This window comes from Actinomadura hibisca NBRC 15177 (genome assembly GCF_001552635.1).
Taxonomy (GTDB): domain Bacteria; phylum Actinomycetota; class Actinomycetes; order Streptosporangiales; family Streptosporangiaceae; genus Spirillospora; species Spirillospora hibisca.
In genome coordinates this window covers 36,779-62,986 of record NZ_BCRO01000071.1, presented here as the reverse complement: position 1 = coordinate 62,986, position 26,208 = coordinate 36,779, and the positions used below count along the sequence as shown (strand labels likewise).

Here is a 26,208-nt window from a genome sequence, read left to right as displayed (position 1 = left end):
ATCCCTGGCGGGATCGGGGCCGTTCGGCGTTCAGGGTCCAGGACGTCTCTCCGGCGGCCAGGGACTTCGGAATCCCCGCCAGTGCGGAACGTCGTCCTCGGGCCTACTCGGCGGCGACGGACTCCTTGGCCGCCCCCCCTTTGATCGAGCGGATGAGCAGCTGGGAGACGTCCACGACCTCCAGCGTCTCCTTCGCCTGGCCCTCGTTCTTCTTCTCGTTGATCGCGTCGCCCAGCATCACCAGGCAGAACGGGCAGGCGGTCGAGACGGTGTCGGGGTTGGTCTCCAGCGCCTCGTCCACGCGCTCGGTGTTGATGCGCTTGCCGATGCGCTCTTCCATCCACATCCGCGCGCCGCCCGCGCCGCAGCAGAAGCCGCGGTCCTTGTGGCGGTGCATCTCCTGCGTCTTGACGCCCGGGACGTGCGCCATGATGTCGCGCGGCTGCTTGTAGACCTTGTTGTGCCGGCCCAGGAAGCAGGGGTCGTGGTAGGTGATGTTCTCCTCGATCGGGGTGACCGGGGTGAGCTTGCCCTCCTCGACCAGGTGCGCCAGCAGCTGGGTGTGGTGGACGACCTCGTAGTTCCCGCCGATCTGCGGGTACTCGTTGGCCAGGGTGTTGAAGCAGTGCGGGCAGGTCGCGACGATCTTCTTGACGCCCGCGTCGTTCAGCGTCTCCACGTTCTGCTGGCCGAGCATCTGGAAGACGAACTCCATGCCCAGGCGGCGGGCCGGGTCACCGGTGCACGCCTCCATCGGGCCGAGCACGCCGAACTTCACGCCCGCGATGTGCAGCAGCTCGGCGACGGCCTTGGTCGTCTTCTTGGCCCGGTCCTCCAGGGCGCCCGCGCAGCCCACCCAGAACAGGTACTCCATGTCCTCGGGCATCTTCTCGTCGACGACCTCGACCTCGAAGTCCAGCTCCTCGATCCATTCGAGGCGCTTCATCTCCGACATGCCCCACGGGTTGCCCTTGTTCTCAAGGTTCTTGAGCATGACGCCGGCCTCGGACGGGAACGAGGACTCGATCATCACCTGGAAGCGGCGCATGTCCAGGATGTGGTCGATGTGCTCGATGTCCACCGGGCACTGCTCGACGCACGCGCCGCAGTTGGTGCACGACCACAACACGTCGGGGTGGATGACGCCGTCCTCGGCGACCAGCTCCTTGTCCACCTGCATGGCGAGCTTCTGCTCGTCGGTGAACTTCGCGCGCTCCTCCTCGGAGGCGATCATGTAGGGGGCCTTGGCGAACGCGTGGTCGCGCAGCTCCAGGATCACCATCTTCGGCGACAGCGGCTTGCCGGTGTTCCAGGCCGGGCACTGCGACTGGCAACGACCGCACTCGGTGCAGGTCGCCATGTCGAGGAAGCCCTTCCAGGTGAAGTCCTCGATCTTGCCGCGGCCGAAGGTGTCCTCGTCGGGGTCGGCCTCCTCGAAGTCGAGGGGCTTGCCCTGGCTCATCATCGGCTGGGCCGCGCCCAGGCCGTCGGGGCGGCGCTTGAACATGACGTTCAGCGGCGCGATGAAGATGTGCAGGTGCTTGGAGTTGACGACGATCACCAGGAAGACCAGCGCCACGCCGATGTGCAGCAGCAGGCCGACGGCCTCCATGACCTCCAGCGCGTTGTCGCCGATGCCCTTCATGGGCTGGCCGACCAGCCAGGAGAAGTAGGCGGCCTTGCCGTAGGACAGGCCGTCGCGGGCCGCCTCGACGCCCCGGAAGAAGAACATCGTCCAGATGACGTTGAAGATCATGAAGAGGATCAGCCACGCGCCGCCGGTGTGCGAGCCCTTGAACCGGGACTTGCGGTCCAGCCGCTTGGGCGAGTCCTTCACGCGGATGATGGCGAAGACCAGCAGGCCGAGCGCGCAGGCGAGCGCGATGGTGTCCTGGACGAAGCCGATCGGGCCCCAGGTCTGCAGGAACGGGATGTGCGCGTCCAGCCCGAACACCAGCTGGACGCCGGCCTCCAGGTAGACGGTGGCCAGCAGGAAGAAGGCCCACATGACGGCGAAGTGCGCCATGCCCGCCACGGTCCACTTCAGCAGCTTGCGCTGACCGAGGACCTCGGTGACCTGGCCCTCGACGTCGCCCTTCTTGTCACGCTTGACCTGAAGGACGCGCTCGGGGTCGGGCTGGCCGGTCTTGAAGAGCTTCCACAGGAAGAGCACCCGCTTGCCGGCGAGCGCCAACGTGAGCGCTGTACCGGCCAGGCCGATCAGCAACGTTATGAGCCAGAGCACTGTTCCGTCCTCCTGAGGTACGGGCGTCGGCTGTCAGCGTAGGGCTCGCGACAGACTGCACTTCATCCGGGCCCCGAATACTACTCGGGAGTAGCTTAGGCGTCATACACGGCACCGGCCCGACACGCAACGCGATCACGTGCAGGCGCTGTATATAGGCGCGCCGGGCCCGGTGCAAACCTCCCGGGCCGGGCCGGGAACGTGCTCTGGGCCACTCTTTCCGCGCGGGCCACCTTAGAACACGGCGATCGGCGGGTAACACCCCGCGGTGCGGCACCGATGAGTTCTCCGTTCCGCCCGAGTCCGTACCGGTAAAGAGGAGGGGATTCCCGATGTCCCGACCGATCGACCTGGGCGAGGCCGCCCGCGCGCTGGCCGAGGTGGTCTCCGGCGTGAAGGACGACCAGCTCACCGCGCCGACGCCCTGTCCCGACTACACCGTCGCCGACCTGCTCGACCATGTGGACGGGCTGGCGTCGGCCTTCACCCGGGCAGCCGCCAAGGACTTCGCCGACGGCCCGTCCACGCCGCCGTCGGTGGACGGTTCCCGGCTGGACGCCGAGTGGCGCACCCGCGTCCCCGAGAAGCTCACCGCGCTGGCGGAGGCGTGGCGCGATCCGGCCGCGTGGGAGGGCATGACGCAGGCGGGCGGGATCGACCTGCCGGGCGAGCTGGCCGGGCTGATCGCGCTGGACGAGGTCGTCGTGCACGGCTGGGACGTCGCGCGCGCCACCGGCCAGCCGTACCGGGTGTCCGACGATGTGGTCGAGGCGTGCATGGGGCTGTTCGACCCGGCGGCCGGGGAGATGCCGGAGGGCGCGCCGTTCGGGCCGCCGGTGGCGGTCCCGGCGGACGCCGCCCCGCTGGAGCGGCTGGTGGGGTTGTCGGGGCGCGACCCGGACTGGGCGGCCGGACGGTAGGCGCTGCGGGTCAGCGGCCAGGCCGCCGTCGCCGGTCAGACGCGTTCGAAGATCGCCGCTAGGCCCTGGCCGCCGCCGATGCACATCGTCTCCAGCCCGTAGCGGGCCTCGCGGCGGTGCATCTCGCGGGCGAGCGTGGCCAGGATGCGCGCGCCCGTCGCGCCGACCGGGTGGCCCAGCGAGATGCCCGAGCCGTTGACGTTGACGCGGTCCCAGTCGGCGTCCTTCAGGCCCCATTCGCGGGTGACGGCCAAGACCTGGGCGGCGAACGCCTCGTTCAGCTCGATCAGGTCGAGGTCGGCCAGCGACAGTCCGGCGGCGGCCAGGGCCTTCGCGGTGGCGGGGACGGGCCCGATGCCCATCGTGCGCGGCGGCACGCCCGCGCGCCCCCAGGACACGAGGCGGACGAGGGGACGCAGGCCGAGTTCCGCCGCGCGTTCGGGCGTGGTGACGACGCAGGCGGCGGCCGCGTCGTTCTGGCCGCTGGCGTTGCCCGCCGTGACGGTGGCGTCGGGGTCGGCCTTGCCCAGGACGGGCCGCAGCCCGGCCAGGCCCTCCACGGTGGTGTCGGGGCGCGGGTGTTCGTCGGTGTCCACGACGGTGTCGCCCTTGCGGGAGCGCACGGTCACGGGAACGATCTCGTCGGCGAAACGGCCCTCCCGCTGCGCGGCCACGGCGCGCTGGTGCGAGCGGACGGCCAGCTCGTCCTGCTCGGCGCGGCCGATGCCGTACTCGCGGCGCAGATTCTCGGCCGTCTCCAGCATCCCGCCGGGCACGGGGTGGTTGACGCCGCCCGCCGTGACGCGGCCCTGCGCCAGCGCGTCGTGCAGTTCGAGGCTGGGGCCGCGCACGCCCCAGCGGGCCGAGGTCGTGTAGAACGGCGCGTTGCTCATGCTCTCCACGCCGCCCGCGATGATCACGTCGCTGACGCCGGTCTGGACCTGCATCGCGGCGTCCAGGACGGCCTGGAGGCCCGAGCCGCAGCGGCGGTCCACCTGGCTGCCGCCGACGGTGACGGGCAGGCCCGCGTCCAGCGCGGCGACGCGGCCGATGGCGGGGGCGTCGGAGTTGGGGTTGCACTGCCCGAGGATCACCTCGTCGACCGCGTCGCCGGGCAGGCCGGTGCGGTCGAGCAGGGCGCGGACGACGGTGGCGGCGAGCGCGGCGGGCGGGACGGACTTCAGCGCCCCGCCGAACCGGCCGATCGGGGTACGCGACGGCTCGCAGATCACCGCTTCGCGCATGGCGGGCTCCTCGGTGCTCGATGGCAGGGCCTTTCGCAGGGTATGTCCCTCCGGTCCGGGGGCGGCGGCGGGGTGGCCGTCCGGCGGGCGGTTGAATGCGGTGAGGCGAGCTGAGGAGGCGCGGATGGAGCGGTGGGCGGAGCGGGCCGGACGGGTCCGGGTGATCGGCACCGGCGTGATGGGGCGCGGCATCGCGCAGCTCGCGGCGGCGGGCGGGCTGACCGTCGAGCTGGCCGACCAGCGCATGGACGCGGTGGTCGCGGCCGTGGAGTACGTGGGCGGGATGTTCGACCGGCTGGCCGCCAAGGGGCGGATGACGGCCGAGGACGCGGCGGCGGCCAAGGCGCGGCTGTACCCGGTCGGGGAGCCGCTGACGCCGTTGCAGGACTGCGACTTGATCATCGAGGCGGTGCGGGAGGACCTGGCGACCAAGCGGGAGTTGTTCGCGGCGCTGGAGAAGGTCGCGCCGGAGCACGCCGTGCTGGTGACGAACACCAGCTCGTTGTCGGTGACGGCCATCGGGGCGGCGCTGGCGGACCCGTCGCGGCTGGCGGGGCTGCACTTCTTCAATCCGGTGCCGCTGATGCGGCTGGTGGAGGTGATCCCGGGGGCGCGGACGGCCGGATGGATTCCGGCGGCGCTCGCGGACCTCGTTCGACGGCTCGGGCACGAGCCGGTGCTCGCGCCGGACACGCCGGGCTTCCTGGTGAACCACGCGGGGCGCGGGCTGGTGACCGAGGCGTTGCAGATCCTCGCGGAGGGCGTCGCCGAGCCGGTGGACGTGGACCGCATCGCGCGGGACGTGCTCGGGCTGAAGATGGGCCCGTTCGAGCTGATGGACCTGACCGGGCTGGACGTGTCGCATCCGGTGCTGGAGAGCATCTGGGACGGCTTCTACGGGGAGCCGAGGTTGCGGCCGTCGCGGATCACGCGGGCGCGCACGGAGGCGGGGCTGCTGGGCCGCAAGAGCGGGGAGGGCTTCTACGCCTATCCCGGCGGGACGAAGGAGGAGCCGCCGGAGGCGGAGGCTCCGGGCGTGACGCGGCCGGTGTGGGTGCACGAGACCGAGCCGGGGGTGCGGGACCGGCTGCACGCGCTGCTCGGCGACGTCGAGGTCGAGACGGGCGAGACGCCGTCAGCGGACGCGGTGGTGCTGGTCGCGCCGCACGGGCGGAGCGCGCTGGATGTGGCGCTGGCGGAAGGTCTTCCTTCCGAACGGGTGCTGGGGATCGATCCGTTCGGTGAGTTCTTCACACGCCTGACGCTGGCCGTGCATCCGGGCGTGGACCGGGAGGCGGGGCGCGCGGCGTGGGCGGCGCTGGCGGCGACGGGCCGTCCGGTGACGATCGTGCGGGACGGGCCCGCGTCGGTGGCGCAGCGGTTGCTGGCGTCGATCGTCAACGTGGGGAGCGGTATCGCGGAGCAACGGTTGGCCACGCCCGCCGACATCGACACGGCCGTGCGGCTGGGCCTGGGCTACCCGCGCGGCCCGCTGGAGTGGGGCGAGCACGCGGGGGCGGGCCGGGTGGCGGAGATCCTGCGAGGGATGCGGGACGCGACCGGCGACCCGCGCTACCGGCCGAGCCGGTGGTTGACGGAGCGGGCGGCGCTGGGCCTGCCGCTGACGGAGGCGGGCACGTCGCCGTCCGACCTGTAGGAGCGACCTCCCCGCCCGGTGGCTCCGGGCGGGGAGGCGCTGGTCAGGGCGGGGCGGTGCCGGTCAGAGGGTGCCGGTCAGGGGGTGCCGGTCAGGGCAGGGACGGGACGGCCGGGGCCGCGTCGCTCCAGCCGACCTGGAGGTAGGACTGGCGCTTCGACTTGCCCTTCAGCACCGCCAGCTTCCCGACCTGCTCGACCGACTGGGACAACACCAGCGAGTTCTTGGGGTCGATCACCAGGCGGATGAGCGGCCCGTTGCCCCCGGCGTGCACGGAGAGGCCGACGCCGGGGCGGCCCCGGTCGTCCTTGGTCGCGCCGGTCGCCTTCACGCCCGGCATGGCCGCCAGCGCGCGGAAGGCGGCGGCGCGGGTCTGCGGCCGTACCGGCACGTCCACCAGCAGGCCGGTCAGGCAGGACTGGAGGAAGCCCTGCCGCCCGTCGGCGGGCACGGGGGCGTCGTCGTTGGTGTTCATGGCCTTGGTCACGGCGGCCCTGAGGGCGGCCGGGTCGGTCGGCAGCGCCTGGAGCTGCTTGAACGTCATGTTCTTGTCGCACACGTTGAAGGTGTGCGAGGACTGGATCTTGGACAGGAGACCGGCCTTGGGCTTGGTCTGGAGGGTGAGGCGCGCGCGGTCGGCGGTGTCGCCGACGCCCAGGTCCCACTTGGCGGGCTGGCCGTCGCGCTTCCAGGCGAGGTTGTCGGCGGCGGTGAAGGGGCGCGCGCCGATCTCCCGGTAGCCGCTCCAGGAGCGGCCGTCGCGGTCGGTCCAGCTCTCCTCGATCTGGAGGCGCTCCATCCAGTAGCGGTTCTTCGCCGGGCCGACCTGGACGGGGTGGGCCCCGAGGGTCCGCACGTGCCAGTAGCGGCCGGTGGCGGGCGCGGCCTCGGCGCGCTCGGCGGCCGACATCAGCACGGTCCGGGCCGTCATGGGCTCGGCGACCGGCGTCCCGCCCGGGGTGCCGGTGCCCGCGCCGCCGGACGGCACGACGATGGCGGCGGCGGTGGCGGCGGCGGCGGCCGTGACCAGCCCGGCACCGGCGAGGACGGGCCAGCGCAGCCGCCGGCGTCCGGTGGCCTGCGCGCCGTTCCCGGCCTCGGGGTTGCGGATCTCGGTGGTCAGACGGTTGCGTCCACGCATGGTGCTCTGCTCCGAAGGGGTTGCGTCCAACATGTCGGCGATCGCTCGCATTTCGTCCATCGTTAAAGTCCTTCCTGGCCAAGGGCCGCGCGCAGCGTGCGGCGTGCGCGGCTGAGGCGGGAGCCGACGGTGCCGTAGGGGATGCCGAGGGCCGCCGCGATCTCCTCGTGGGTGAGCTGGCCGAGCGCGCTGAGCAGCACGACGTCGCGGTTCTTGCGGGAGAGCTTGGCGAGGGCGCGGGCCAGCTTGGGCTGGAGCCGCTCGGCGGTCACGGACGCGAGCACGCGCTCCTCGTGCCCGGCGGCGTCCGGCTCGGCCCCGACCCGCGACAGCGCCTGGTAGCGGCGGGTCTCGGCGCGGCGGTGCTGGCCGATCTGGGTGGTGGCGATGCCGAACAACCAGGGCCGCAGCGCCCCCTTGACGGGGTCGAAGGTGGCGCGCCGCCGGAAGGCGATCAGGAAGGTCTCGGCGGCCACGTCGTCGGCGGCCTGCGTGCCGAGCCGCCCGGCGACGTAGCGGTAGACGGCCGGGTAGTGCCGGTCGTAGACGGCCGTGAAGCTCTCGGGGTCGTGCAGCGACGCGGCGACGAGCTCTTCGTCGGCCGGTGCGGCGAGGTCGGGCGGGGCGGTCACGCGGCCGCCCCTGGGGTGGGGTCCGGCATCAAGCACCTCCGGGGTCGGGGAACACCCGTACTCCGTCACACCGGCCGATCGCTTTCACATCGGTTCGTGGATTTTTTCAGCGGGCCGCAGGACGACGGCCGACGCGACCGCCGCGACCAGTGTGATCGTTCCGGCGGCCAGCGCGCCGACCGACAGAGCGTGCACGAACGCGTCCCGCGCGGCGCGGGCGAGGGCGGGGTCGCCGAGCGCCAGGGCCTCGCCGAGCGAGTGGCGCGCCGCGCCGGGCGTCCCGTCGGGGAGGGCGCGGGCGTAGGCGGCGGAGATGACGCTGCCGAGGACCGCGACGCCCAGCGCGTTGCCGAGTTCGCCGCCCGCGTCGTTGACCGCCGACCCGATCCCGGCCTCTTCGTCGGGGACGGCCGACATCAGCGTGCTGTAGGCGGGCGGCGCGCCGAGCCCGGAGCCGAAGCCGAGGACGAGCAGGCCGGGCAGCACGGCGAGGTAGCCGTCGCCGGGTCCGACCACCGCCAGGCACGCGAACCCGGCCGCGAGCACGACGAACCCGGTGACCAGCGCGCGGACGCCGCCGATCCGTCCCTCCAGGGCCGCGCCCAGGCCGTTGCCCACCATGGCGGCGACGGCGACGGGCAGCAGCGCCATCCCGGCGCGCAGGGGCGGGTAGCCGAGCACCATCTGGAGGAACTGGGTGAGGGCGAACAACGTCCCGGCCAGCGCGAACCCGAACACCGCGATCATGACGGCCGCGCCGGAGAAGCGCCGCCGCCGCAGCAGGGCGAGGTCGAGCATCGGCTCGGGGTTGCGGTGCTGCCAGGCGGCGAAGGCGGCGAGCGCGGCGGCGGCGACGAGCAGGCCGCCGAGCGAGCGCGGGCCCGTCCAGCCGTGCTCGGGGCCGGAGATGACGGCCCAGACCAGCGCGCTCATGCCGAGCGTGGACAGCAGGGCCCCGGCGACGTCGGGGCGGCGGCGCGGGCCGCGCGACTCGGGCACCACCAGCAGCAGGCCGAGCACGGCGACGACGGCCACCGGCACGTTGATCAGGAAGACCGAGCCCCACCAGAAGTGCTCCAGCAGCAGCCCGCCCAGCGTGGGCCCGGCGGCGACGCCGACGGTGGCGGTGCCGCCCCAGATCGCGAACGCCTTGGCGCGCTCCTGTTCGGGGAACACCTGGGCCATGATCGACAGGGTGCCGGGCATGAGGAACGCGCCGCCCACGCCCATCAGCGCGCGGAGCGCGACGAGCTGGCCGGGCGTGGTGGCGGCGGTGGCGGCGAGGGCCGCCAGGGCGAAGACGGTGAAGCCGATGAGCATGGCGCGGCGGCGGCCGTAGCGGTCGCCGAGGCTGCCCGCGGTGAGCAGCAGGCCCGCGAAGACGAGCGAGTAGGCGTCGATGACCCACTGGACGTCGGCGGTGGTGGCGTCCAGCTCGGTGAGCAGGGACGGGATCGCCACGTTCAGGATCGTGTTGTCCATGACGACCAGGAACAGGCTGAGGCACAGGACGGCGAGGATCCGCCAGCGGTGGGGATGGGGGGTCACGGCACTCCTCTAGTACAGCGTTCGAGTTAGCTCGCACACTGTACGACTCGCCTCGTACGCCGTTCAAGTCCCGATACTGTGTGCGAGAGACGAGGAGGCCCGATGGCAGCACGCCCGTCCCAGCCGGTGTCGGTCTGGGTACGCCCCGCCAGGAACCGCCGCGACCAGCCGACGCTGGGCCGCGACCAGATCGTGGACGCGGCGCTGGAACTGCTGGACGCCGAGGGCCTGACGGGCCTGAGCATGCGGCGGCTGGGCGCGAAGCTGAACGCGGGGGCGACGTCGGTGTACTGGCACGTCGCGAACAAGGACGAGCTGCTGGAACTGGCGATGGACCGGGTGATGGGCGAGGTGGAGGTGCCCGACCCGGAGGCGGCGGGCGGGTGGCGTCCGGCGGCGGAGGGCTACGCGCGCAGCCTGCGGACGATGATCCACCGGCATCCGTGGACGATGACGCAGTTCGGGGCGCGTCCGCTGCTGGGGCCGAACGCGGCGCGGGTGCTGGAGGGGACATTGGTGGCGTTCGGGCACGCGGGGTTCACGGGGTTCCGGCTGGAGTACGCGTTGTCGCTGGTGGTGGACTACGTGATCGGGGCGGCGGGGAGCGAGTCGGCGTGGATGAAGAACCAGGGCGGGCAGACGGCGTCGGAGATCCTGGCTGAGCTGGAGCCGTACTTCGCGGCGGTGGCGGGGCGGCATCCGAGGCTGGCGGCGCACGCGCGGGAGATCTGGGCGAACGAGACGGCGGAGGTGCTGGAGGGGCGCTTCACGTTCGGGCTGGAGAGTGTGTTGGACGGGTTGGAGAAGCGGGTGGGGTGAGGGCGCGCCTGCGGATGGTCAGCGGCCGAGCGCCTGCAGGAAGCGGCGCTGGTCGTCCAGGAAGCCGGGGGCGAACAGGGCGCGGGGGCGGAAGAGGGCGGTCAGGACGGTCGCGGTCTTCGAGCGTTCGACCGACCGCCTGAGCAGGGAGTGCGTCGCGTCCGGGTAGTGCTTGACCGTCAGCGCGTGGGCGGGGAGTTCGCGGCGGTAGACGCGTTCGGTGTCGGCGGTGTCCACGTTGACGTCGTGGCCCGCCAGGATCAGCAGGAGCGGCACTCCGCGCAGGGCTCGCAGGTCTTTCGTGGCGTCTGACCTGTAGTTCTTGGTGATGAAGGTCCAGCGGGCGGGGGTCATGGCGTCGTCGCCCATGGCCGTCCGGTACTCGGCGTAGGGCGCGCGGCGGTCCAGGAGGGCGCGGACGGTGTCGCTCTTGGCGACCTCGGTCTGCACGCGGGCCGGGGACGCGCCGTCGGCGCGCAGTTCGGCCAGGAGGTTGTAGCGGCCTTGGCGGAGCCAGTTGATCGCGGGTGAGACGGCCAGGACGAAGGCGACCGGCGTTCTGGCGGCGACCTTCGGCAGGACCCAGCCCGCCTGGCTCGTGCCCCAGAGACCGATGCGGTCGGGGTCGACGTCGGGGCGGGCGCGGGCCCAGGCGATCGCGGCCGTCACCTCGTCGGCCCGGTCGTCCATGCTCTGGTCGAGCCAGTGGGCGGGCTTGTCCCAGGAGAGGGAGGCGTAGCCCGCTTTGGCGTTGGCCTCCCACATGGGTTTGTAGCCGTCCTGGTGGGTGGCGTCGGTGGGGCCGTCGCCGTGGACGTGGACGACGAGGCCGTGCCGGGCGCGGCCGTCGTCGGGGGTGGCCAGGACGCCGGTCAGGGTGCGGGTTCCGTGCTTGATCGAGACGCGCTGTTCATGCATGGCGTAGGAGTTCTGCCAGATCACCACGCCGCCCAGGCCTGTGGTCATGGCGAGGAGGGCGGCCAGGGCTGCCAGCCATCTGCGGGTCTTGGGACGCATCGACTCACCTTTCTATCACTTGAGCTACGATCGTACACATAACGATAGTTTGCTGCGCGATCGAAAGGGGCGTCGCATGGTCGAGGACACCGGGCGGGTCACGATCCGTCGCGGCCTTCCCGCCGGGGCCGAGCTGCGGGCCGCCGAGCTGTACTGGGAGGCGTTCGGCCGTAAGCTCGGCCCGGCGCTGAACCCGCCGGAGAAGGCGGTGCCCTTCATCGCCGCCCACCTGGACGCTGACCGGGCCGTCTGCGCGCTGGTGGACGGGCGGCTCGTCGGCCTGGCGGGTTACCAGCTCGACGGGCGGTCGCTCACCGGGGGCTCGGCGGTGGATGTGCTGCGCGAGTACGGGTGGGTCAGCGGGGTGTGGCGGGTGGCGTTGCTGGCGCTGTTCGAGCGTCGGGCGGCGTCCGGGCAGCTCGTCATGGACGGCATTGCGGTGGACGGTGCCGCGCGGAGCATAGGGGTGGGGAGCCTGCTCCTGGAGGAGATCGCCGCTGTGGCCGCCGAGCACGGGTGCCGCGAGATCAGGTTGGACGTGATCGACGTGAACCTGCGGGCGCGGGCCCTGTACGAGCGGCGCGGGTTCACGGCTGTGCGGACCGTGCAGACGCCCTATCTTCGGAGGCTGCTGGGGTTCGGCGCGGTGACGACGATGCGGCGGGCCGTGCGGCGGAAGGGGCGGTGAACGTGGTGAGCGATCACGTCGAGGTGCCCACGCGGATGCTCGTCCATGCGCTGGTCGGCGAGGACGGGACGGTGGACGCGGGCGAGCTGTACGACGTCGCCGGGGTGCTGGGGATGAGCGACCAGCAGGTGCGGTTGTGCGTGAAGCGGCTGGTGGCGGAGGGGCGCTTCGCGCAGGAGGGGCGGGGGCGCAAGGCGGTGCTGCGGGCGACGGCCGAGACGATGCGGGACCTGGTGCCGGACGCGGACTTCCTGGACTACGCGTTCCAGCAGGACGCCGGGCTCGCGCCGTGGGACGGGGTCTGGCACCTGGCGGCATTCGCGGTGCCCGAGGCGGCGCGCGGGGCGCGCGATGCGCTGCGGGAGAAGCTGCTGTATCTGGGCGGGTCGTTGGTGCAGGGCGGCTTGTACGTCAGCGCGAACGCGTGGGAGCCGTATGTAGAGGACGAGGCGCGACGGCTGGGGGTGCATGACGCGCTGACGCTGATGACCAGCACGGATCTGCGCCGGGGTGAGACGAGCGATCCGGTGGAGCTGGCTCGGGGGTTGTGGCCGGTGCAGGAGATCGCGGCTCGCTATGAGCGGCTGGGTGCCGTTGCCCGTCCTCGGTGGGAGCGGCTGGCTGGGCCTGGGGAGATCGGTTCGGCGGAGTTGCTGACGATGGCGGTGGAACTGGCGGCGGAGCTGACGCGGGCGATGGAGCCTGACCCGCTGCTGCCGCCGGAACTGCTGCCGCAGCCGTGGCCGGGGACGGAGGCGCGGGGGCTGGTGGCGCGGTGTTGGACGGTGCTGCATGAACGCGATCGGGGGACGATGCCGTCCCTGTTCCGGCTGCATGACGAGATCGCCCGAAGGGCAGGGACGAGCGCGGCGTCGTCAGGCCCGAAGAAAGAGAACGCTGCACCGTAGACCTTCCCTGCACAAAACCATCCCCGCGTGCGCGGGGAGCAGCTCCGAACTCCAGTGCCTTGCTGCCGGTCTCGGGGTCCATCCCCGCGTGCGCGGGGAGCAGGAGGGGTCAGGCGGCGCGCTGGTAGCGGCCGTGGGTCCATCCCCGCGTGCGCGGGGAGCAGAACATCCCGCGCGTCACCTACGACCAGATCGCGGGTCCATCCCCGCGTGCGCGGGGAGCAGTTTACGGCCTGGCGCTCCGCAGGCAGTACGGCGGGTCCATCCCCGCGTGCGCGGGGAGCAGGAGCTGCTTTACAGCAGCATTTACCTTCTTTCGGGTCCATCCCCGCGTGCGCGGGGAGCAGGCTCGCTGACCTGGTGTTCTACCGGCGAGTAACACGATTCGTGAGCACTTTTGAAGAGACGGACATTTCGGGCGGCGACCGTCGAACGGAGTTTGCCTTCTCGTCCGTCAAGTAGGTCATCGCTTCTCAGGCTACGGCGTTCGGCGACGGCGTCGCCATCCGTGTGCGCGGGGAGCACGCCTACTGGGGGCAGCGGCTGGCCGATCGCGCCGCTGGTCGCGCGGAGACGCCTTCCAGGGATGATCTCGGGAAGGCTCAATCTCGGCATGTATACCTTCAAGGCATTTTCATGAGCTGACCAGCAGGTTTTCCGCCCGTCCGGCCCGGCAATATCACGGCGAGTAACCGAAAGATGATCAGCAGTCGGGCATCGGGGGCGCTATGACGTACGGATCGGGCACGGGCCTGCGGCACGGACCCTGGTGGCGGCGGGTGGTGGCACGCATCATCGACGGGATCATCGTGGCCATCCCCACCTTCCTGATCGGGGTCGTCATCTCGGCGATCGTCATGGGGACGGCGACCGGGGCGACGCCCATCCCGTGGGTGCGGTCAGGCGACATCGAGGAGAACCGGCCCACCGCGCAGTTCCTCATCAACCTGGTGGGGCTCATCATCGCCGTCGCGTACGAGACGTTCTTCCTCCAGCGCGAGGGCGCGACCATCGGCAAGAAGGTCATGAAGCTCCGCGTGGTGCCGGTGAACGGCCCGTACGTCCCTGGCATGACGTCGCGGATGGCGGTGATCCGGGCGCTGACCTGGTACTTACCTTCGACGCTGTCGGGGTTGGCGTGGATCGGCTGGATCTTCGGGCTGTTCTCGTTCCTGAACGGCCTGTGGCCGCTGTGGGACCGGCCCAGCCGCCAGTCCCTCAACGACAAGGTCGCGCACACCCTCGTCATCCGCACCTGAGGACGGCACAGCACAGATCTGGTGAACGTGAACGGGCCCCGGCCGCACTCCTGCGGCCGGGGCCCGTGTCGTCACGTCGGGTTCAGAGGCTCAGTTCATCCCGCTTCACACGGCTAACGAGGGCAGCGAACCCTTCGGCGGAGAAGGAGAGATGGCCTGCATCAGGGGCCTTGCTGTCCCGGAAGCCGACGCTCTCACGCAGCCTGGCGACCTCGATGCATTCCTGGCCTCCCGCACCGCCGCCACCGCTGTGGCTCGACTTACGCCAAATGATCATCCAAACCGCTCCATCGCTCGCTCTACGGAGTCTCGGGAGGACTCCCACGGAAGGGCGCACGCACCGATTCGGTCCCAACGTATCCCGTACTCCCGAACTTCTGTGTCGACCTGTACCAGCCTTCCTCCGCCAGGGGCGTCAACGAAGGTCATATCGCTGCCTTCCAAGGTCAGGCGGTTGAAAGAGCCTTCCAGAGCCAAGGGGCAATCGGCGGAGTGCGGCACGATCCGGATCACCACATGCGGCGACTCGATGGCCGCGCGGAGCCGCGCGAGCTGACCGCGCATCACCTCTACTCCACCCACGACCCGATAAAGAATGCTCTCGTCCAGCAAGACCCAGAGCAGCGGCGGCTTCTTACGCCGAAAGATCTCCTGGCGCTTCATCCGCGCCTCCACCTCAGCCTCGATGTCCTCGACCATGTGACACCCCGCGAACAGGGCCCGGGCGTACTCCGGAGTCTGGAGGATGCCCGGTATGAGCGAGAGCCGGTAGGTGCGGATCTCCAGCGCCTTCGCCTCGTACTTGGCGTACTCGGGGAACCAGTCGGGATCATGCGCGGTGCGCGCGTATCGCACCAGGCGCGCGAAGTGACCATTGAGCTTCAAGAACGCGTCCAGCCGCTCCGCCTGATCTTCATTGAGATTCCAGCCGTCGCGAGCATGCTCGATGTTCGACACAGTGTGCCTGCTACATTTCATGACCTGCCCGAGCTGCGCAAGGGAGAGTCCCAGCGTCTCTCGATAGAAGCGCAGGTCAGAGGCGATCCAGTGCTTGAAAGAGGCATCGGGATTCAGTGACTCCAGCGGGGCCATTGATCACGCTCCGGTGTATCGGGTGTGTCGTCGATACGCGACAAGCTAGTTTGCCAAGGCCACGCTTGTCTCCAGAAGCAGCTTTTATGGAGGCGAAATGGCCGGCTCAAGCGCCACATCAATACGCCAGGAATGGAAATTTCCGGCATTCGGGATGCCGAAGGCCGCGCAACTCGTCCGTCGCCTCGCGCGCCAGGAGCTGGCGCTCTGGGGCATCCCGCCGGACCAGGGCGACTCCGCCGTCACCGCCCTCAACGAGCTGGTCACCAACGCCATCGACCACAACCCGAACCGGCGCTTCTGGGTGTCCCTCTCCTACACCCCACCGACCCCCACCACCACGCCCAGTCCCCGCGCCGTCCTCCTCATCGAGGTGAGCGACCAGCATCTCGACCCGCCGGTGCGCCGCGCCACCGACCAGCTCTCCGAATCCGGGCGCGGCCTGCACATGGTCACCAACCTGGCGAACGACTGGGGCTACCGCTACCAGCCCGACGAGGCCGGCACCATCTGGAAGATCGTGTGGGCAGCCCTTCACATCAGCCCACCAGCGACGACCCAGCCACCGGCCCCCATCCACCCCGCATCCACCGGGACCACCCGATGACCGGCGCGCCGCCCCCGGAAACACCGGCACCCGACGCCTCGGTACCCCTGCATTCCGCGCTGGAGATCGCCAAGGCCGCCTACGAGGAGGCCATGCGCACCTACGGCCTGCTCCCCGGCACCATCACCGCGATCAACGCCCTGGCCGCCACCTGCATCGCCGATCTCCGCGACTCCTGAACACCTCCGGACGGGCGGTCTTCACCTCCCCCGAGTGAACCGACGCACCAGGTCCCGCCCGTCCGGAGGCCACCCCACCGCAACACGCCAGTGACGTGGGCCCCGTCAGGGCCGCCAAACCCAACGAGAGTGCGGCTCAAGCCCCGCGCACGAACGCCGTGCAGTCCGGGCAGTCGTCGAGGTACCGGTGTCGGCACTCCACGGTGTGCTGCAAGAAGGTGATCGCCTGCTGCCTGTGGACGACCTCGTTCTCCAGTGCCGCAGCACGTGAGCCTCGACGCCGAGCGCCGCAGCCGCTTCCCCGATCGTCATCACCACGCGCGCCTTGCCTTCATGTCGACCTGAACCCCTAGCGTCACGATCATGCCTGACACCACCAACCCCCCGCACCGTCCATCGATCCTGGTCACCGGCGCCACGGGCAACCTCGGCCGGGAGATCGTCGCCCGGCTCCGCATCCACGGCGTACGCCTGCGCTGCCTCACGCGCGATCAGCCCGACCCGCAACCGGGAGCCGAATGGGTGGTCGGTGACCTCACCGATCCCGGCACCATGCGCCAGGCGCTCGTGGGCATCGACGCGGTCTTCCTGATCTGGCCCCTGCTCGACTCCGCCCCCGCCCACGACCTGATCGCGGAACTCACCACGGCGACCCCGCGCATCGTCTACCTGTCCTCGACCGCCATAGACGATCAAGCCGCCCGCCAGAGTGACCCCATCGTCCAGGTGCACGCGGACATGGAAGCCCTGCTCCACGACGCCGACCTACGCCCCGTGGTGCTGCGCAGTGACACGCTGGCCTCCAACGCCCGTGGCTGGGCGCGGCAGGTGCGGGCAGGCGATGTCGTCTCAGGCCCGGCGGCGGCGCGCACCGCCGTCGTCGACGAGCGCGACGTCGCTGACGCGGCCGTGGCCGTCCTGCTCGCACAGCACGATCACCTGGATCACGGCCCCCACCTGCTGACCGGCCCCGAAGTGCTCAGCCGCGCCGACCAGGTCGTCCAGCTCGGTGCCGCGCTCCGGCGCGACCTGCGGTTCCAGGCGCTTCCGGCCGAGCTCGCACGTTCACGAATGCTCGCCGACGGCCGTCCCGAACCACTGGTGGAGGCACTGATCGCCGCCTCGACGCGACGACCGGAATCCCACCGCGTCACCGACCACATTCAGCGCCTCACCGGCCACCCGGCCGGCACCTTCGCGAAGTGGGCCCTCGACCACGCGGCCGAGTTCGGCTGACGGGCGGCGCGGCGGCGTCAGTCGGCCGGGTAGGTGCTGACGACCTTGCCCAGGGCGTTCACCGCCATGTAGCCGCTGCCGTACTCGTCGCCCAGGTAGATCATCATGACGGGCTTGTCCCCGGCGAACGTCCAGGACGACTTCGCCAGGATGTAGCGGTTGGTCGGCTTCTTCACGTTCAGCGTCTGTTCGGCCCGCTTCATCAACTGCGGCAGCGCCTCCCACTTGAACCGGCTGAAGTCGAACCTCGTGTTCTCCGTGATGGCGACGCTGGGACGGGTCCGCACCGCCGCGTCCGCGCCCCGCTGGTACGTGAAGTTGTCGAACTTGTCGGGCCGCGCCTTCGCGGGCGCGTCGGCGGACGCGTGGTCCGGGTACAGCGCCATCTCGGCGAACTGCCTGCTGCCGGACGCCTCCTGGAACTTCTTGATGACGCTCCGGATCGTGCTGGGCTCCAGCAGCGTCTTGGGCTTCGCCGCCGTCCGCTTCCCGCCGCCGCTGCCCGTCACCGGGACCTTCGAACGGCTGGTGCCGACGGCGTCCACGTCCGGTGGGGTGTCCGACTCCATCAGTTCGAGCGCCACGGTGGCGATCACCGTGATGACCGTCGCGACCAAGCCGACCACCAGGAGCGCGAGCGCCGCGCCGACCGCCTTCGAGCGGCGCGGCCGTTGTTGCGCGGGATGGGTGACGTGCGGGCCGACGGCCGGGCCCGTTCTGACGCCTTGGCCTGGCTGGTGTGTGGGCCCCGGCGGGAATCCCTGCGCCGGACCCGGCATGGAGAACGGCGGGGGCGACGGCAGCGGCACCGACGTCGGGAGGCCGCCCGACACCGACGCGAGCATGGCGTCCAGTTGCACCGCCGAAGGGCGCGCGTCCGGTTCGCGGATAAGGAGAGCCTGGAGAACGTGGGTCAGGCCACCGGCGCGCTGGGCGGGCGGAATCTGCGCCGTCATGACCGCCGCCAGCGTCGCGGCCGTGGTGGGCCGCCGCAGCGGGTGCGTTCCCTCGACCGCCACGTAGAGGAGCATCCCGAGCGACCAGAAGTCGGACGCGGGGTTGCCCTCCTCTCCGTGCAGGCGCTCCGGCGCGATGTACTCGGGCGAACCGACGAGGCCGCCGGTCGCGGTGACGCGGGACGTCTCCTCCAGCACGGCGATGCCGAAGTCGGTGAGGACGGGGGTGCCGTCGGTTCGGAGGAGGACGTTCGCGGGCTTGACGTCGCGGTGGCAGATCCCCGCCTCGTGCGCGGCCCGCAACGCCGCGAGAACCCCGCGTCCGAGCGCCGCCCCTTCGGCCGGGGACATCGGCCCGGCGGCCAGCCGCTCTTGCAGCGACATGCCCCGGACCAGCTCCATGACCAGCCACGGGTGCGTCATCTCGGGCGAGTCGACGATGTGGTGGATCGTCACGACGTTGGGGTGGTCGATGCGGGCGAGGGCGCGGGCCTCGCGCATCACCCGTTCGCGCATCATCTGCGCGGTCCCGGCGTCGAGCTGGGACATGTCGACGTCGGCGAGACGTACCTCCTTGAGCGCGACCTCGCGTTCGAGGGCGAGGTCGAAGGCGCGCCAGACCGCGCCCATCCCGCCGCTGCCGAGCCGATCGCGCAGCTCGAAGCGCCCGTCGATCACCGTCTTCCCGAGAGTCACGCCGGACAGCCTAGAACCCTGGCTTTCGGCAAGTTGCGCATACCGCCCCAAACCCCTGCCGACTCGGGCGTCGCCGACGTCAGGCGTTCAGCGCGCCCGTCGCCAGCAGCCCGATCAGCAGGCCGCCGACCACCAGCCGGTACAGGATGAACGCCGTGAACGTGTGCCCCGCGATGTAGCGCAGCAGCCACGCGATCGACGCGTACGCCACCACGAACGACACCAGCGTCCCCACCGCCAGCGACAACACCGCCACGTTCCCCGACGTCGCCTCCTTCAGCTCGTAGATCCCCGCGCCCGTCAGCGCCGGGATCGACAGGAAGAACGACAGCCGCGTCGCCGCCACGCGGTCCAGGTCGCGCAGCAGCGCCGTCGAGATCGTCGCGCCCGAGCGCGAGAAGCCCGGGAACAGCAGCGCCAGGATCTGGGAGCAGCCGACCAGCATCGTGTCGGTCAGCGTCGTGTCGTCCTCGCCGCGCTTGAGACGGCCCATGCGCTCGGCCAGCCACATGATGCCGCTGCCCACGATCAGGGAGCCCGCCACCACCCACAACGACGCGAGCGGCCCCTCGATCAGCGGCTTCGCCAGCAGGCCCACCACCACGATCGGCAACGTCGAGTAGATGATCCACCAGGCGAACTTGTAGTCGTGGCTCGTCCGCTGGTCGCGGTGGCGCAGGCCCCGGAACCACGCCGAGGCGAAGCGGAGGATGTCCTTGCGGAAGTACAGCAGCACCGCCGCGATCGCGCCGACCTGGATGACCGCCGTGAAGCCGACCACCGACGCGTCGTCCACCGGGATGCCCATCAGCCCCTCGGTGATCTTCAGGTGGCCGGTGGAGGAGATCGGCAGGAACTCGGTCACCCCTTCCACGATCCCGAGGACGACGGCCTGGCCGAGGCTGATGGCGCTCAAGGAGGTTCTGCTTTCTGGTCAGGTCGCACGCGCGTGACGAGCGGGGATCGTGGCTGGGCGGCGCGGTTCGCCGGTCCGCGACGCGGCGGGTCCACCATGGGGAACGGCCGGAACGTCGAAGGCGGCAGCTCCAGCGATGACCGTAGCCATCCCCCGACGGTACGGGCAACAAATGGCCGGTGTCCGCCACGTGTCCACCGCGTGTCCGTTCGCTGACCGGCCGAAAGCCCGCTGATCGCTACACTGAGAGCACGCCTGGCGGGTTGTGCACGTCCAGGTCGCGGCGGTGGGGCCCGCCGCCCCCGGACCGCTCCGGGGCAACCGCGCCGACCCGCGCCAACGGTCCCTACCAGCGAGGATCCCTGGTAGGAGGAGCCCATGCACGATCCCGTGGACCCCGATGTCGATCTGCACGAGCCACGGCAGCGGCTCGAACTGCGCCAGGCCCCCTGGACGACGCTCGCGGCCATCTCGGCGGGCGGTGTTTCGGGCGCGCTGGCCCGCTACGGCATCGCCACCGCCCTCCCCCATGACGCCGGGCACTTCGCCTGGGCCACCTTCGCGGTCAACGTCGCCGGGTGCCTGCTCATCGGCGTCCTGATGGTCGCGATCACCGAGGTGTGGCAGGTACATCACCTGGTCCGGCCCTTCCTCGGTGTCGGGGTGCTGGGCGGGTTCACGACCTTCTCCACTTATGTCGTGGACATCCAGGCGTCCTTGGAGGCCGGAGCACCTCGTACCGCGCTGGTCTACCTGGCCGCCACGCTGCTCGCCGCGCTCGCCGCCGTCTACGCGGGCGTCCGCCTCGCGCGCCTGCTCACCCGCTCGCGCCGCGCCGGGGAGACGCGATGACGCTGCTGCTCGTCGCGCTGGGCGCGGCCGTCGGCGCGCCGCTGCGCTACCTGACCGACCGCATGATGCAGGCCCGCACCGGCTCGTCGTTCCCCTGGGGCACCTTCACCGTCAACGTCACCGGCTCGGCGCTGCTCGGCTTCCTGGCCGCGCTGCCCGCCGACCCCACCGTCACGGCCCTCGCCGGAACCGGTTTCTGCGGCGCGCTGACCACCTACTCCACCTTCTCCTACGAGACGTTGCGGCTGGCCGAGGACGGCGTGCGCACCTACGCGATCCTCAACGCCGTCATCTCCGTCGCGGCCGGGCTCGGCGCTGCTTACTGCGGCATGGCCCTCGCCCAGGTCGTGGGCTGAGGAGGGCGGACGGCGGACCACGGCGTCGTTCTGCTCGCCCGTCAGATCATTGCCGTTCTTTGGAACTGCGCCCCGCCGGGGCCGTCCGGGCGCGTGGCGGCACGCCGTTCGGAGACGTGCGGGCCGGTTTCTTGGCCGGGCACTGCGTCTGATTTGTGCCGTCTTTGCGCGGGAAGGCCGGATCGCCCGGTCGATTTGGTGTCGTCCGTTACTCCTGGATACGAGACATCACGCACCGAGCACGCACTGAACCGGAAGGGAACTCATGGCTGGGGAACTGCAAGGCAAGCGCATCGCGATCCTCGCCGCCACCGGTGTCGAGCAGGTCGAGCTGGAGCAGCCGCGCGCGGCCGTGCAGGACGCGGGGGCGCGGGTCGACGTCCTGTCCATCGAGGACGGCCAGATCCAGGCGATGAACCAGGACATCAACAAGGGCGACAAGATCGACGTGGACCGCCTGGTGGGCGACGCCACCGTGGACGAGTACGACGGGCTGATCCTGCCCGGCGGCACCGTCAACCCGGACCACCTGCGCCAGGACGACGCGGCCGTGGACTTCGTGCGCGACTTCGTCCGCGAGGGCAAGCCCGTCGCCGCCATCTGCCACGGACCCTGGACGCTGGTGGAAGCCGAGGTCGTGCGCGGGCGCACGCTGACGTCCTTCCCGAGCCTGCGCACCGACCTGCGCAACGCGGGGGCCGAGGTGGTGGACGAGGAGGTCGTCGTGGACGACAACCTGATCACCAGCCGCAACCCCGACGACCTGCCCGCCTTCAACGAGAAGATCCTTGAGGTGTTCGCCGGGTCGGCCGCCTGACCCCGCCGCGCCAACTGATGGGCAACGCCCGGCCTTAGGCAGACCTCCCCCTTGGTAGGTCCTGGATGAGACGACCGAGGGGGAGGTCCACCATGGCGGGCGCGCTGGAGGGCAAGAACGTCGCGATCCTGGCGACGGGGGGCGTGGAGCAGATCGAGCTGGAGGAGCCCCGGCGGGCGCTGCGCGAGGCCGGGGCCAAGGTCGAGGTCGTGTCGCCGGAGCCCGGACGCATCCAGGCGATGCACCAGGACATCGACAAGGGCGACATGATCGACGTGGACTGGCCGATCGACCGCGCGGTGGCGGGCCAGTTCGACGCGCTGGTGCTGCCCGGCGGCACCGTCAACCCCGACCGGCTGCGGCAGAACGACGCCGCCGTCGCGTTCGTGCGCGGGTTCGTGACCGACGGCAAGCCGGTCGCGGCGATCTGCCACGGGCCGTGGACGCTGATCGAGGCGGGCGTGGTGCGGGGCCGAACGATGACGTCCTACCCGAGCCTGCGCACCGACCTGCGCAACGCGGGGGCCGAGGTGGTGGACGAGCCCGTCGTCGTGGACGGGAACATCATCACCAGCCGCGACCCCGGCGACCTGGAGGCGTTCTGCGGCAAGCTCGTGGAAGCGTTGTCCTAGCGTCGCCCCGGCGGGGTCAGCAGCGGGCGCAGGTGGGCTTCTCGGGGTTGCCGTTCTTGTCCACCATGTAGCGCTTGGCGGGCAGGACCGGCCCCTTGTCGCTCCACTTCGCCTCCAGGAGCACCGAGTAGTGGCGGACCTGGCCCGGTCGCTCCCGGTAGCGGGCCTGCGGCGTGATCACGACCTGTTGGACGGCCAGCAGGCGGCCCGTGGCCGGGTCCACCACCACGCGCTGCTCGACGGTGTCGTCCATGCTGCGGTAGGCCACCGCCTGGCCCTTGCGGCCCAGCGCGTCGGTGACCTTGCCGCGGTTCTGCACGCCCGGCAGCGTCGCCAGCATCCGGAACGCGGCGGCGCGCACCTTCGGCGGCGCGGGCAGGGTCGTCAGCAGGGTCAGCGTGGTGTGGAAGAGCATGTCGTCGTGCATCGCGCGGATGTTGTCGGCGCTGTCGGCGGGCGGCACCTTGGCCATCCTGCGTTCGTACGGCCGCATCCGCTTCTCCAAGGTCGCCTTCAGCGCGACCGGGTCGCCCGGCAGTTTCCGCAGGCCCGGCGGGGTGATCGGCTGGGCGGCCAGCGTGCCGAGCCAGCCGGGGCGCAGGCTGTCGGGGACCGCGTACGGCTCGCCGGGTCCGGCGGTGACCGGGTCGCCGGCGTCCGAGCCGGGCCCGTCCGTGCCTTCCTTGAACGGGCGGCCGTCCAGCGCGCCGCCGATGTTGGCCAGCACCTTCCAGCTCGTCGGGGATCCGTCGCGCCGCCACGCCGCCTCGTCGGCCGGGCCGAGCGGCTTGACGCTCAGCGGGCGCTCGACCGTCCAGGCGTACTCGCGCGCGGAGGTGGGGATCCAGCTCTCCTTCTCGACGCGCCGGTCCACCAGGTAGCCCTTGTCCTTGACGACCGCCTGGCTGCCGTCGATCCGCTTGTAGTACCAGTGGCTGCCCGACGCGGGCTCCTTCGCGGCGCGCTCGGCAGCCGCCAGCAGCAACGTCTGCGGCGACACCTCCGGGGCCTCCTGCTCCGGCGCGGACGGGGCGACGCCACCGCCGGGCAGCACCGCGACCGCGACGGCGGCGGCAGCGCCGACCGCGACGGCGCCGAGGCCGAAGGCGAGACCGCGCCTACGGCGCGGGACGGCGGTCCGGCCGGGCCCTTCGACCATACGGCGGCGGGCGGCGGCGACGGTGTGGGCGGACGGGGCCGGCGGGTCGTCGTAGAGGGCCCGGACGTCGTGCAGGTCGTTCATCGCTTCTCCTCGTCCAGCATGGGGTCGTTCCCACCGAGCGCCTTGCGCAGCTTCTTCCGGGCGCGGTTGAGCCGGGAGCCGACGGTGCCCGGGGGCACGCCGAGCGCCTCCGCGACCTCTTCGTAGGACAGCTCGCCCAGCACGGTCAGCAGCAGCACGTCGCGCTGCGCGGCGGGCAGGGCCGCGACGGCCTTGGCGAGCGGGCCGCGCACGCCCTGCGCGGTCACCCGGGAGGCGACCGCGTCCTGCTGGTCGGGGGCGGGACCGCCGTGGTCGACGCGGTCGAGCGCGCGCAGCTTGCGGCGCTCGTCGCGGCGGTGGCGGCCGATGAGGTTGGTCGCGATGCCGTAGAGCCAGGGGCGGGCGTCGCGGCGGGACGGGTCGTAGGCGGCGCGGCGGCGGAACGCGATCGCGAACGTCTCGGCGGCCAGGTCGTCGGCGGTCTGCGGGTCCAGGCGGCGCGCCACGTAGCGGTGGATCTCGGCGAAGTGCGCGTCGAAGATCGCACCGAAGCGCTCGGGCTCGTCCCGGGACCGCCCGATGGTCTCGGCGTCGTCGGGCGGGGAGGGGGCGACGTCGGGTGGAGCGGTCATGCGCGGCTCCTTCACGGTGGGGCCCTGTCGTCGGTGGGGTTGACGCCTGTTCTTGTCCGCACCGCGATCCCGCTTCCCCGGAAACGACGGAACCGCCCCGAGATCATTGTCTCGGGGCGGTTCCGGTGCGGTGCGGTCAGCGGCGGACGCCCTCGGGGGCGGTGGGGCGGCGGTCGGTCCACTCGCGGCGGATCGACACGTCCGAGGAGACCACCGTGCCCGGCCGGTAGCCCTCGCCGAACGACGCGTTCTTGCCGGTGGCCGGCTGCACGAGCGTGGAGGTGCTCGCCAGCAGCTCACCGGTCCGCGGGTCGAAGATCACGCGTTCCAGGGTGCGGGCGCTGCCGCGACCGTTGGTGCGGGTGCCCTCCAGCGCCACGCCGGAACGGCCGAGCGGGTCGGTGACCCGGCCCACCGCGACCACACCGGGGACGTCGCTGAGCGCCCGGATGACCTCCGCCCACCCCTTCGGGGACAGTGGCAGGTCCTGCACGGTGCTCCGGACGCGGACCAGCGCCTGCCCCGGGCCCTCGGGCTCGCCCCTTCCGGGCGCGACCTTGACCCCGGGCGGCAGCCTCTTGCGCTGGTTCAGCTTCTCCCGCACGGCCTCCCGGATGACCGCCGGGTCCTGGAACTGCGCGGCCGTCACCTCGCGGCCCAGACCGCTGAGGAAGAACTTGCCGGAGTTGCTGTTACGGTCGCTCGGGTCCTCCTTCCAGGGCGTGGGGTCCACCTTGTACATGTCGGGGTAGCGCTCGGGGAGGTCCCGGTAAGGCAGCCCGCGCGGCGATCCGGCCTTCTTCCACAGCTCGGCGTCCCTGGGCGACGACGGCTTGGTCGCCAGGTTGCGGGACCAGATCGCCGAATCCCCGGCACGGTCGCGGGCCGCCCACTGCCAGCTCTCGTCGCACGGCTGCATCAGGTAGGTGCCGGTCTTGGCGCGGACCGGGAGGGCGAAGCAGTGCCGGCTGTGGACGGTCAGGAACCGCTTGGTGGTGCGCTGTTCGGCCTGGTGGGCGGCCGCCAGCACCATCTGCCTGGCGGACGGGGCCGCCTGGGGCGCGGACGGGGACGGGGTGACGCCGCCGCCCCCGGCGCCCAGGGTCGCCACGGCGACGGCCGCCGCCGCGCCGGTCGCGAGCACGCCGAGGCCGACGGGCAGCCAGCGGCGGCGGGGCGCGGTGGCGGGGGCCTGCTCCAGCAGGGCGCGGGCCTGCGTGATCTCCTGGAGGGTCGGCGGGGCGGGCTCGCCGTACGCCGTACGGATCGTCGTCAGGTCATCCACGGTCGTCCTCCAGGTCGAGCAGGGGGTTGGTGCCGCCGAGCGCGTCGCGCACCTTGCGCCGGGCACGGTTGAGACGGGAGCCGACCGTGCCGTAGGGGATGCCCAGGGCGTCGGCGATCTCCTGGTGGCTGAGGTCGGCGAGCGCGACCAGCAGCAGCACGTCGCGTTCGGCGGGTTTCAGCGAGGCCAGCGCCCCGGCCAGCGCTCCCCGCACGCCCAGCGCGCTGACTTGGGCGTCCACCCGATCGGCGTGGCCTTCGGCGACGGGTGCGGGGCCGAGCCGCGCGCGGGCGCGCAAGGCGCAGACCTCGCCGCGCCGGTGCTTGCCGATGAGGTTGGTCGCGATCCCGTACAGCCAGGTCCGCACGTTGGCGCGCGCGGCGTCGTAGCGGTGCCGCTTGCGGAACGCCTCCAGGAACGTCTGGGACGCCACGTCGTAGGCGGTGTCGCGGTCCAGCCGCTTGGCCGCGTACCCGTGGATCTCCGCGAAGTAGGTGTCGAAGACCTCCCCGAAGCGGTCGGGGTCGTGCAGATCCTCGGGGCCGCCGCCCCGCTCCGGCCGGGTGGGCCGGGGCGGGGCGGCGGTGAGGGGCTCCCCTGTCATCTGGTGCCTTTCCGTGGCGCGTCCGGCGGTCACCGGCGTATCACCCGGAACGGCGATCTACTTTCA

The 26,208-nt window shown here is 71.6% G+C and carries 28 protein-coding genes and 1 CRISPR repeat array; of the genes, 13 read left to right on the top strand and 15 right to left on the bottom strand.

What is annotated here, in order from left to right:
* Positions 1 to 103 precede the first annotated feature (103 nt).
* Positions 104 to 2,245, bottom strand: a complete 2,142-nt coding sequence (locus AH6_RS29415; protein ID WP_067486317.1) for a (Fe-S)-binding protein — start codon at positions 2,243 to 2,245, stop codon at positions 104 to 106.
* Positions 2,246 to 2,577: 332 nt separating this feature from the next.
* Here AH6_RS29415 and AH6_RS29410 point away from each other — a divergent pair, with 332 nt between their 5' ends.
* A complete protein-coding gene (locus AH6_RS29410; RefSeq protein ID WP_067486315.1) occupies positions 2,578 to 3,165 on the top strand; it encodes a TIGR03086 family metal-binding protein in 588 nt (195 codons plus the stop codon).
* Between the two features lie 35 nt (positions 3,166 to 3,200).
* On the opposite strand, the gene AH6_RS29405 is transcribed toward AH6_RS29410, so the two are convergent.
* The gene (locus tag AH6_RS29405; protein WP_067486313.1) at positions 3,201 to 4,409 is read right to left on the bottom strand and encodes an acetyl-CoA C-acetyltransferase; all 1,209 of its coding nucleotides are present in this window, start codon (positions 4,407 to 4,409) and stop codon (positions 3,201 to 3,203) included.
* A gap of 124 nt (positions 4,410 to 4,533) precedes the next feature.
* Here AH6_RS29405 and AH6_RS29400 point away from each other — a divergent pair, with 124 nt between their 5' ends.
* On the top strand, positions 4,534 to 6,066 hold the full coding sequence (locus AH6_RS29400) for a 3-hydroxyacyl-CoA dehydrogenase (RefSeq protein ID WP_067486311.1): 1,533 nt from the start codon (positions 4,534 to 4,536) through the stop codon (positions 6,064 to 6,066).
* Between the two features lie 91 nt (positions 6,067 to 6,157).
* Here AH6_RS29400 and AH6_RS29395 read toward each other — a convergent pair whose 3' ends face one another.
* The 3 genes from AH6_RS29395 to AH6_RS29385 form a co-directional block, all read right to left on the bottom strand.
* Positions 6,158 to 7,267, bottom strand: a complete 1,110-nt coding sequence (locus AH6_RS29395; RefSeq protein WP_067486309.1) for a CU044_5270 family protein — start codon at positions 7,265 to 7,267, stop codon at positions 6,158 to 6,160.
* A gap of 2 nt (positions 7,268 to 7,269) precedes the next feature.
* Positions 7,270 to 7,839 carry an RNA polymerase sigma factor gene (locus AH6_RS29390; protein WP_067486307.1) on the bottom strand — a complete coding sequence of 190 codons (570 nt, stop codon included), beginning with the start codon at positions 7,837 to 7,839 and terminating at the stop codon, positions 7,270 to 7,272.
* Positions 7,840 to 7,923: 84 nt separating this feature from the next.
* Complete coding sequence (locus AH6_RS29385) at positions 7,924 to 9,387, bottom strand: MFS transporter (RefSeq protein ID WP_067486305.1); 1,464 nt, start codon at positions 9,385 to 9,387, stop codon at positions 7,924 to 7,926.
* 102 nt (positions 9,388 to 9,489) lie between these two features.
* Between AH6_RS29385 and AH6_RS29380 the strand changes: the two genes are divergently transcribed.
* Positions 9,490 to 10,206, top strand: a complete 717-nt coding sequence (locus tag AH6_RS29380; protein ID WP_067486303.1) for a TetR/AcrR family transcriptional regulator — start codon at positions 9,490 to 9,492, stop codon at positions 10,204 to 10,206.
* Between the two features lie 18 nt (positions 10,207 to 10,224).
* Here AH6_RS29380 and AH6_RS29375 read toward each other — a convergent pair whose 3' ends face one another.
* Entirely contained in the window at positions 10,225 to 11,223 is a 999-nt protein-coding gene (locus AH6_RS29375) for an alpha/beta hydrolase family protein (protein WP_067486301.1), read from the bottom strand.
* 76 nt (positions 11,224 to 11,299) lie between these two features.
* Between AH6_RS29375 and AH6_RS29370 the strand changes: the two genes are divergently transcribed.
* From AH6_RS29370 to AH6_RS29360, 3 genes are all read left to right on the top strand, one after another.
* A complete protein-coding gene (locus AH6_RS29370; RefSeq protein WP_067486299.1) occupies positions 11,300 to 11,911 on the top strand; it encodes a GNAT family N-acetyltransferase in 612 nt (203 codons plus the stop codon).
* 5 nt (positions 11,912 to 11,916) lie between these two features.
* Positions 11,917 to 12,819 carry a PaaX family transcriptional regulator C-terminal domain-containing protein gene (locus AH6_RS29365; RefSeq protein WP_245679522.1) on the top strand — a complete coding sequence of 301 codons (903 nt, stop codon included), beginning with the start codon at positions 11,917 to 11,919 and terminating at the stop codon, positions 12,817 to 12,819.
* A 13-nt stretch (positions 12,820 to 12,832) separates the two neighbouring features.
* Positions 12,833 to 13,166: direct repeats of the CRISPR family, unit length 29 nt; unit sequence GGGTCCATCCCCGCGTGCGCGGGGAGCAG.
* Between the two features lie 381 nt (positions 13,167 to 13,547).
* Positions 13,548 to 14,078, top strand: coding sequence for an RDD family protein (locus AH6_RS29360; RefSeq protein ID WP_067486289.1), 531 nt, complete (start codon positions 13,548 to 13,550; stop codon positions 14,076 to 14,078).
* Between the two features lie 82 nt (positions 14,079 to 14,160).
* Here AH6_RS29360 and AH6_RS29355 read toward each other — a convergent pair whose 3' ends face one another.
* Positions 14,161 to 14,355 carry a DUF397 domain-containing protein gene (locus AH6_RS29355; RefSeq protein ID WP_067486287.1) on the bottom strand — a complete coding sequence of 65 codons (195 nt, stop codon included), beginning with the start codon at positions 14,353 to 14,355 and terminating at the stop codon, positions 14,161 to 14,163.
* On the bottom strand, positions 14,352 to 15,170 hold the full coding sequence (locus AH6_RS29350; protein ID WP_067486285.1) for a helix-turn-helix domain-containing protein: 819 nt from the start codon (positions 15,168 to 15,170) through the stop codon (positions 14,352 to 14,354). Before AH6_RS29350 ends, AH6_RS29355 begins: the two co-directional genes overlap by 4 nt.
* A 154-nt stretch (positions 15,171 to 15,324) precedes the next feature.
* On the opposite strand from AH6_RS29350, the gene AH6_RS29345 reads away from it, so the two are divergent.
* On the top strand, positions 15,325 to 15,777 hold the full coding sequence (locus AH6_RS29345) for an ATP-binding protein (RefSeq protein ID WP_067486283.1): 453 nt from the start codon (positions 15,325 to 15,327) through the stop codon (positions 15,775 to 15,777).
* Positions 15,774 to 15,956 carry a hypothetical protein gene (locus AH6_RS29340; protein WP_067486281.1) on the top strand — a complete coding sequence of 61 codons (183 nt, stop codon included), beginning with the start codon at positions 15,774 to 15,776 and terminating at the stop codon, positions 15,954 to 15,956. Before AH6_RS29345 ends, AH6_RS29340 begins: the two co-directional genes overlap by 4 nt.
* Before the next feature lie 105 nt (positions 15,957 to 16,061).
* On the opposite strand, the gene AH6_RS47145 is transcribed toward AH6_RS29340, so the two are convergent.
* Positions 16,062 to 16,268: a MerR family transcriptional regulator gene (locus AH6_RS47145; protein ID WP_373861809.1), complete on the bottom strand. Its 207-nt coding sequence runs from the start codon at positions 16,266 to 16,268 to the stop codon at positions 16,062 to 16,064.
* Between the two features lie 51 nt (positions 16,269 to 16,319).
* On the opposite strand from AH6_RS47145, the gene AH6_RS29335 reads away from it, so the two are divergent.
* The gene (locus AH6_RS29335) at positions 16,320 to 17,192 is read left to right on the top strand and encodes an NAD(P)H-binding protein (protein WP_067486279.1); all 873 of its coding nucleotides are present in this window, start codon (positions 16,320 to 16,322) and stop codon (positions 17,190 to 17,192) included.
* Positions 17,193 to 17,209: 17 nt separating this feature from the next.
* Here the strand turns inward: AH6_RS29335 and AH6_RS29330 are convergent, their stop codons facing one another.
* On the bottom strand, positions 17,210 to 18,844 hold the full coding sequence (locus AH6_RS29330) for a serine/threonine-protein kinase (RefSeq protein WP_157431796.1): 1,635 nt from the start codon (positions 18,842 to 18,844) through the stop codon (positions 17,210 to 17,212).
* Between the two features lie 79 nt (positions 18,845 to 18,923).
* Entirely contained in the window at positions 18,924 to 19,760 is an 837-nt protein-coding gene (locus AH6_RS29325) for an undecaprenyl-diphosphate phosphatase (protein WP_067486277.1), read from the bottom strand.
* A 378-nt stretch (positions 19,761 to 20,138) separates the two neighbouring features.
* On the opposite strand from AH6_RS29325, the gene AH6_RS29320 reads away from it, so the two are divergent.
* From AH6_RS29320 to AH6_RS29305, 4 genes are all read left to right on the top strand, one after another.
* Entirely contained in the window at positions 20,139 to 20,612 is a 474-nt protein-coding gene (locus tag AH6_RS29320; RefSeq protein WP_067486275.1) for a fluoride efflux transporter FluC, read from the top strand.
* Positions 20,609 to 20,968, top strand: coding sequence for a fluoride efflux transporter CrcB (gene crcB / locus AH6_RS29315; RefSeq protein ID WP_067486273.1), 360 nt, complete (start codon positions 20,609 to 20,611; stop codon positions 20,966 to 20,968). The genes AH6_RS29320 and crcB overlap by 4 nt, the downstream gene beginning before the upstream one ends.
* A gap of 265 nt (positions 20,969 to 21,233) precedes the next feature.
* Positions 21,234 to 21,785, top strand: a complete 552-nt coding sequence (locus AH6_RS29310; RefSeq protein ID WP_067486271.1) for a type 1 glutamine amidotransferase domain-containing protein — start codon at positions 21,234 to 21,236, stop codon at positions 21,783 to 21,785.
* A 92-nt stretch (positions 21,786 to 21,877) separates the two neighbouring features.
* Positions 21,878 to 22,417: a type 1 glutamine amidotransferase domain-containing protein gene (locus tag AH6_RS29305; protein ID WP_067486269.1), complete on the top strand. Its 540-nt coding sequence runs from the start codon at positions 21,878 to 21,880 to the stop codon at positions 22,415 to 22,417.
* A gap of 16 nt (positions 22,418 to 22,433) precedes the next feature.
* Here AH6_RS29305 and AH6_RS29300 read toward each other — a convergent pair whose 3' ends face one another.
* From AH6_RS29300 to AH6_RS29285, 4 genes are all read right to left on the bottom strand, one after another.
* A complete protein-coding gene (locus tag AH6_RS29300) occupies positions 22,434 to 23,660 on the bottom strand; it encodes a CU044_5270 family protein (protein WP_067486267.1) in 1,227 nt (408 codons plus the stop codon).
* Positions 23,657 to 24,253: an RNA polymerase sigma factor gene (locus AH6_RS29295; RefSeq protein ID WP_067486265.1), complete on the bottom strand. Its 597-nt coding sequence runs from the start codon at positions 24,251 to 24,253 to the stop codon at positions 23,657 to 23,659. Before AH6_RS29295 ends, AH6_RS29300 begins: the two co-directional genes overlap by 4 nt.
* A 136-nt stretch (positions 24,254 to 24,389) precedes the next feature.
* Positions 24,390 to 25,538 (bottom strand): hypothetical protein, encoded by a 1,149-nt coding sequence (locus AH6_RS29290; protein ID WP_067486263.1) that lies wholly within the window; start codon positions 25,536 to 25,538, stop codon positions 24,390 to 24,392.
* Positions 25,531 to 26,142, bottom strand: a complete 612-nt coding sequence (locus AH6_RS29285; protein WP_083983585.1) for an RNA polymerase sigma factor — start codon at positions 26,140 to 26,142, stop codon at positions 25,531 to 25,533. Before AH6_RS29285 ends, AH6_RS29290 begins: the two co-directional genes overlap by 8 nt.
* Positions 26,143 to 26,208 lie beyond the last annotated feature (66 nt).

Excerpts from the sequence above, each read along its gene's own strand:
- AH6_RS29410 (WP_067486315.1), top strand. The coding sequence starts at position 2,578 with ATGTCCCGACCGATCGACCTGGGCGAGGCCGCCCGCGCGCTGGCCGAG.
- AH6_RS29300 (WP_067486267.1), bottom strand. The coding sequence starts at position 23,660 with ATGAACGACCTGCACGACGTCCGGGCCCTCTACGACGACCCGCCGGCC.
- AH6_RS29405 (WP_067486313.1), bottom strand. The coding sequence starts at position 4,409 with ATGCGCGAAGCGGTGATCTGCGAGCCGTCGCGTACCCCGATCGGCCGG.
- AH6_RS29395 (WP_067486309.1), bottom strand. The coding sequence starts at position 7,267 with ATGGACGAAATGCGAGCGATCGCCGACATGTTGGACGCAACCCCTTCG.
- AH6_RS29350 (WP_067486285.1), bottom strand. The coding sequence starts at position 15,170 with ATGGCCCCGCTGGAGTCACTGAATCCCGATGCCTCTTTCAAGCACTGG.
- AH6_RS29285 (WP_083983585.1), bottom strand. The coding sequence starts at position 26,142 with ATGACAGGGGAGCCCCTCACCGCCGCCCCGCCCCGGCCCACCCGGCCG.
- AH6_RS29345 (WP_067486283.1), top strand. The coding sequence starts at position 15,325 with ATGCCGAAGGCCGCGCAACTCGTCCGTCGCCTCGCGCGCCAGGAGCTG.
- AH6_RS29355 (WP_067486287.1), bottom strand. The coding sequence starts at position 14,355 with ATGATCATTTGGCGTAAGTCGAGCCACAGCGGTGGCGGCGGTGCGGGA.
- AH6_RS29370 (WP_067486299.1), top strand. The coding sequence starts at position 11,300 with ATGGTCGAGGACACCGGGCGGGTCACGATCCGTCGCGGCCTTCCCGCC.
- AH6_RS29400 (WP_067486311.1), top strand. The coding sequence starts at position 4,534 with ATGGAGCGGTGGGCGGAGCGGGCCGGACGGGTCCGGGTGATCGGCACC.
- AH6_RS29375 (WP_067486301.1), bottom strand. The coding sequence starts at position 11,223 with ATGCGTCCCAAGACCCGCAGATGGCTGGCAGCCCTGGCCGCCCTCCTC.
- AH6_RS29380 (WP_067486303.1), top strand. The coding sequence starts at position 9,490 with ATGGCAGCACGCCCGTCCCAGCCGGTGTCGGTCTGGGTACGCCCCGCC.
- AH6_RS29295 (WP_067486265.1), bottom strand. The coding sequence starts at position 24,253 with ATGACCGCTCCACCCGACGTCGCCCCCTCCCCGCCCGACGACGCCGAG.
- crcB (WP_067486273.1), top strand. The coding sequence starts at position 20,609 with ATGACGCTGCTGCTCGTCGCGCTGGGCGCGGCCGTCGGCGCGCCGCTG.
- AH6_RS29310 (WP_067486271.1), top strand. The coding sequence starts at position 21,234 with ATGGCTGGGGAACTGCAAGGCAAGCGCATCGCGATCCTCGCCGCCACC.
- AH6_RS29340 (WP_067486281.1), top strand. The coding sequence starts at position 15,774 with ATGACCGGCGCGCCGCCCCCGGAAACACCGGCACCCGACGCCTCGGTA.
- AH6_RS29360 (WP_067486289.1), top strand. The coding sequence starts at position 13,548 with ATGACGTACGGATCGGGCACGGGCCTGCGGCACGGACCCTGGTGGCGG.
- AH6_RS47145 (WP_373861809.1), bottom strand. The coding sequence starts at position 16,268 with ATGACGATCGGGGAAGCGGCTGCGGCGCTCGGCGTCGAGGCTCACGTG.
- AH6_RS29320 (WP_067486275.1), top strand. The coding sequence starts at position 20,139 with ATGCACGATCCCGTGGACCCCGATGTCGATCTGCACGAGCCACGGCAG.
- AH6_RS29305 (WP_067486269.1), top strand. The coding sequence starts at position 21,878 with ATGGCGGGCGCGCTGGAGGGCAAGAACGTCGCGATCCTGGCGACGGGG.
- AH6_RS29335 (WP_067486279.1), top strand. The coding sequence starts at position 16,320 with ATGCCTGACACCACCAACCCCCCGCACCGTCCATCGATCCTGGTCACC.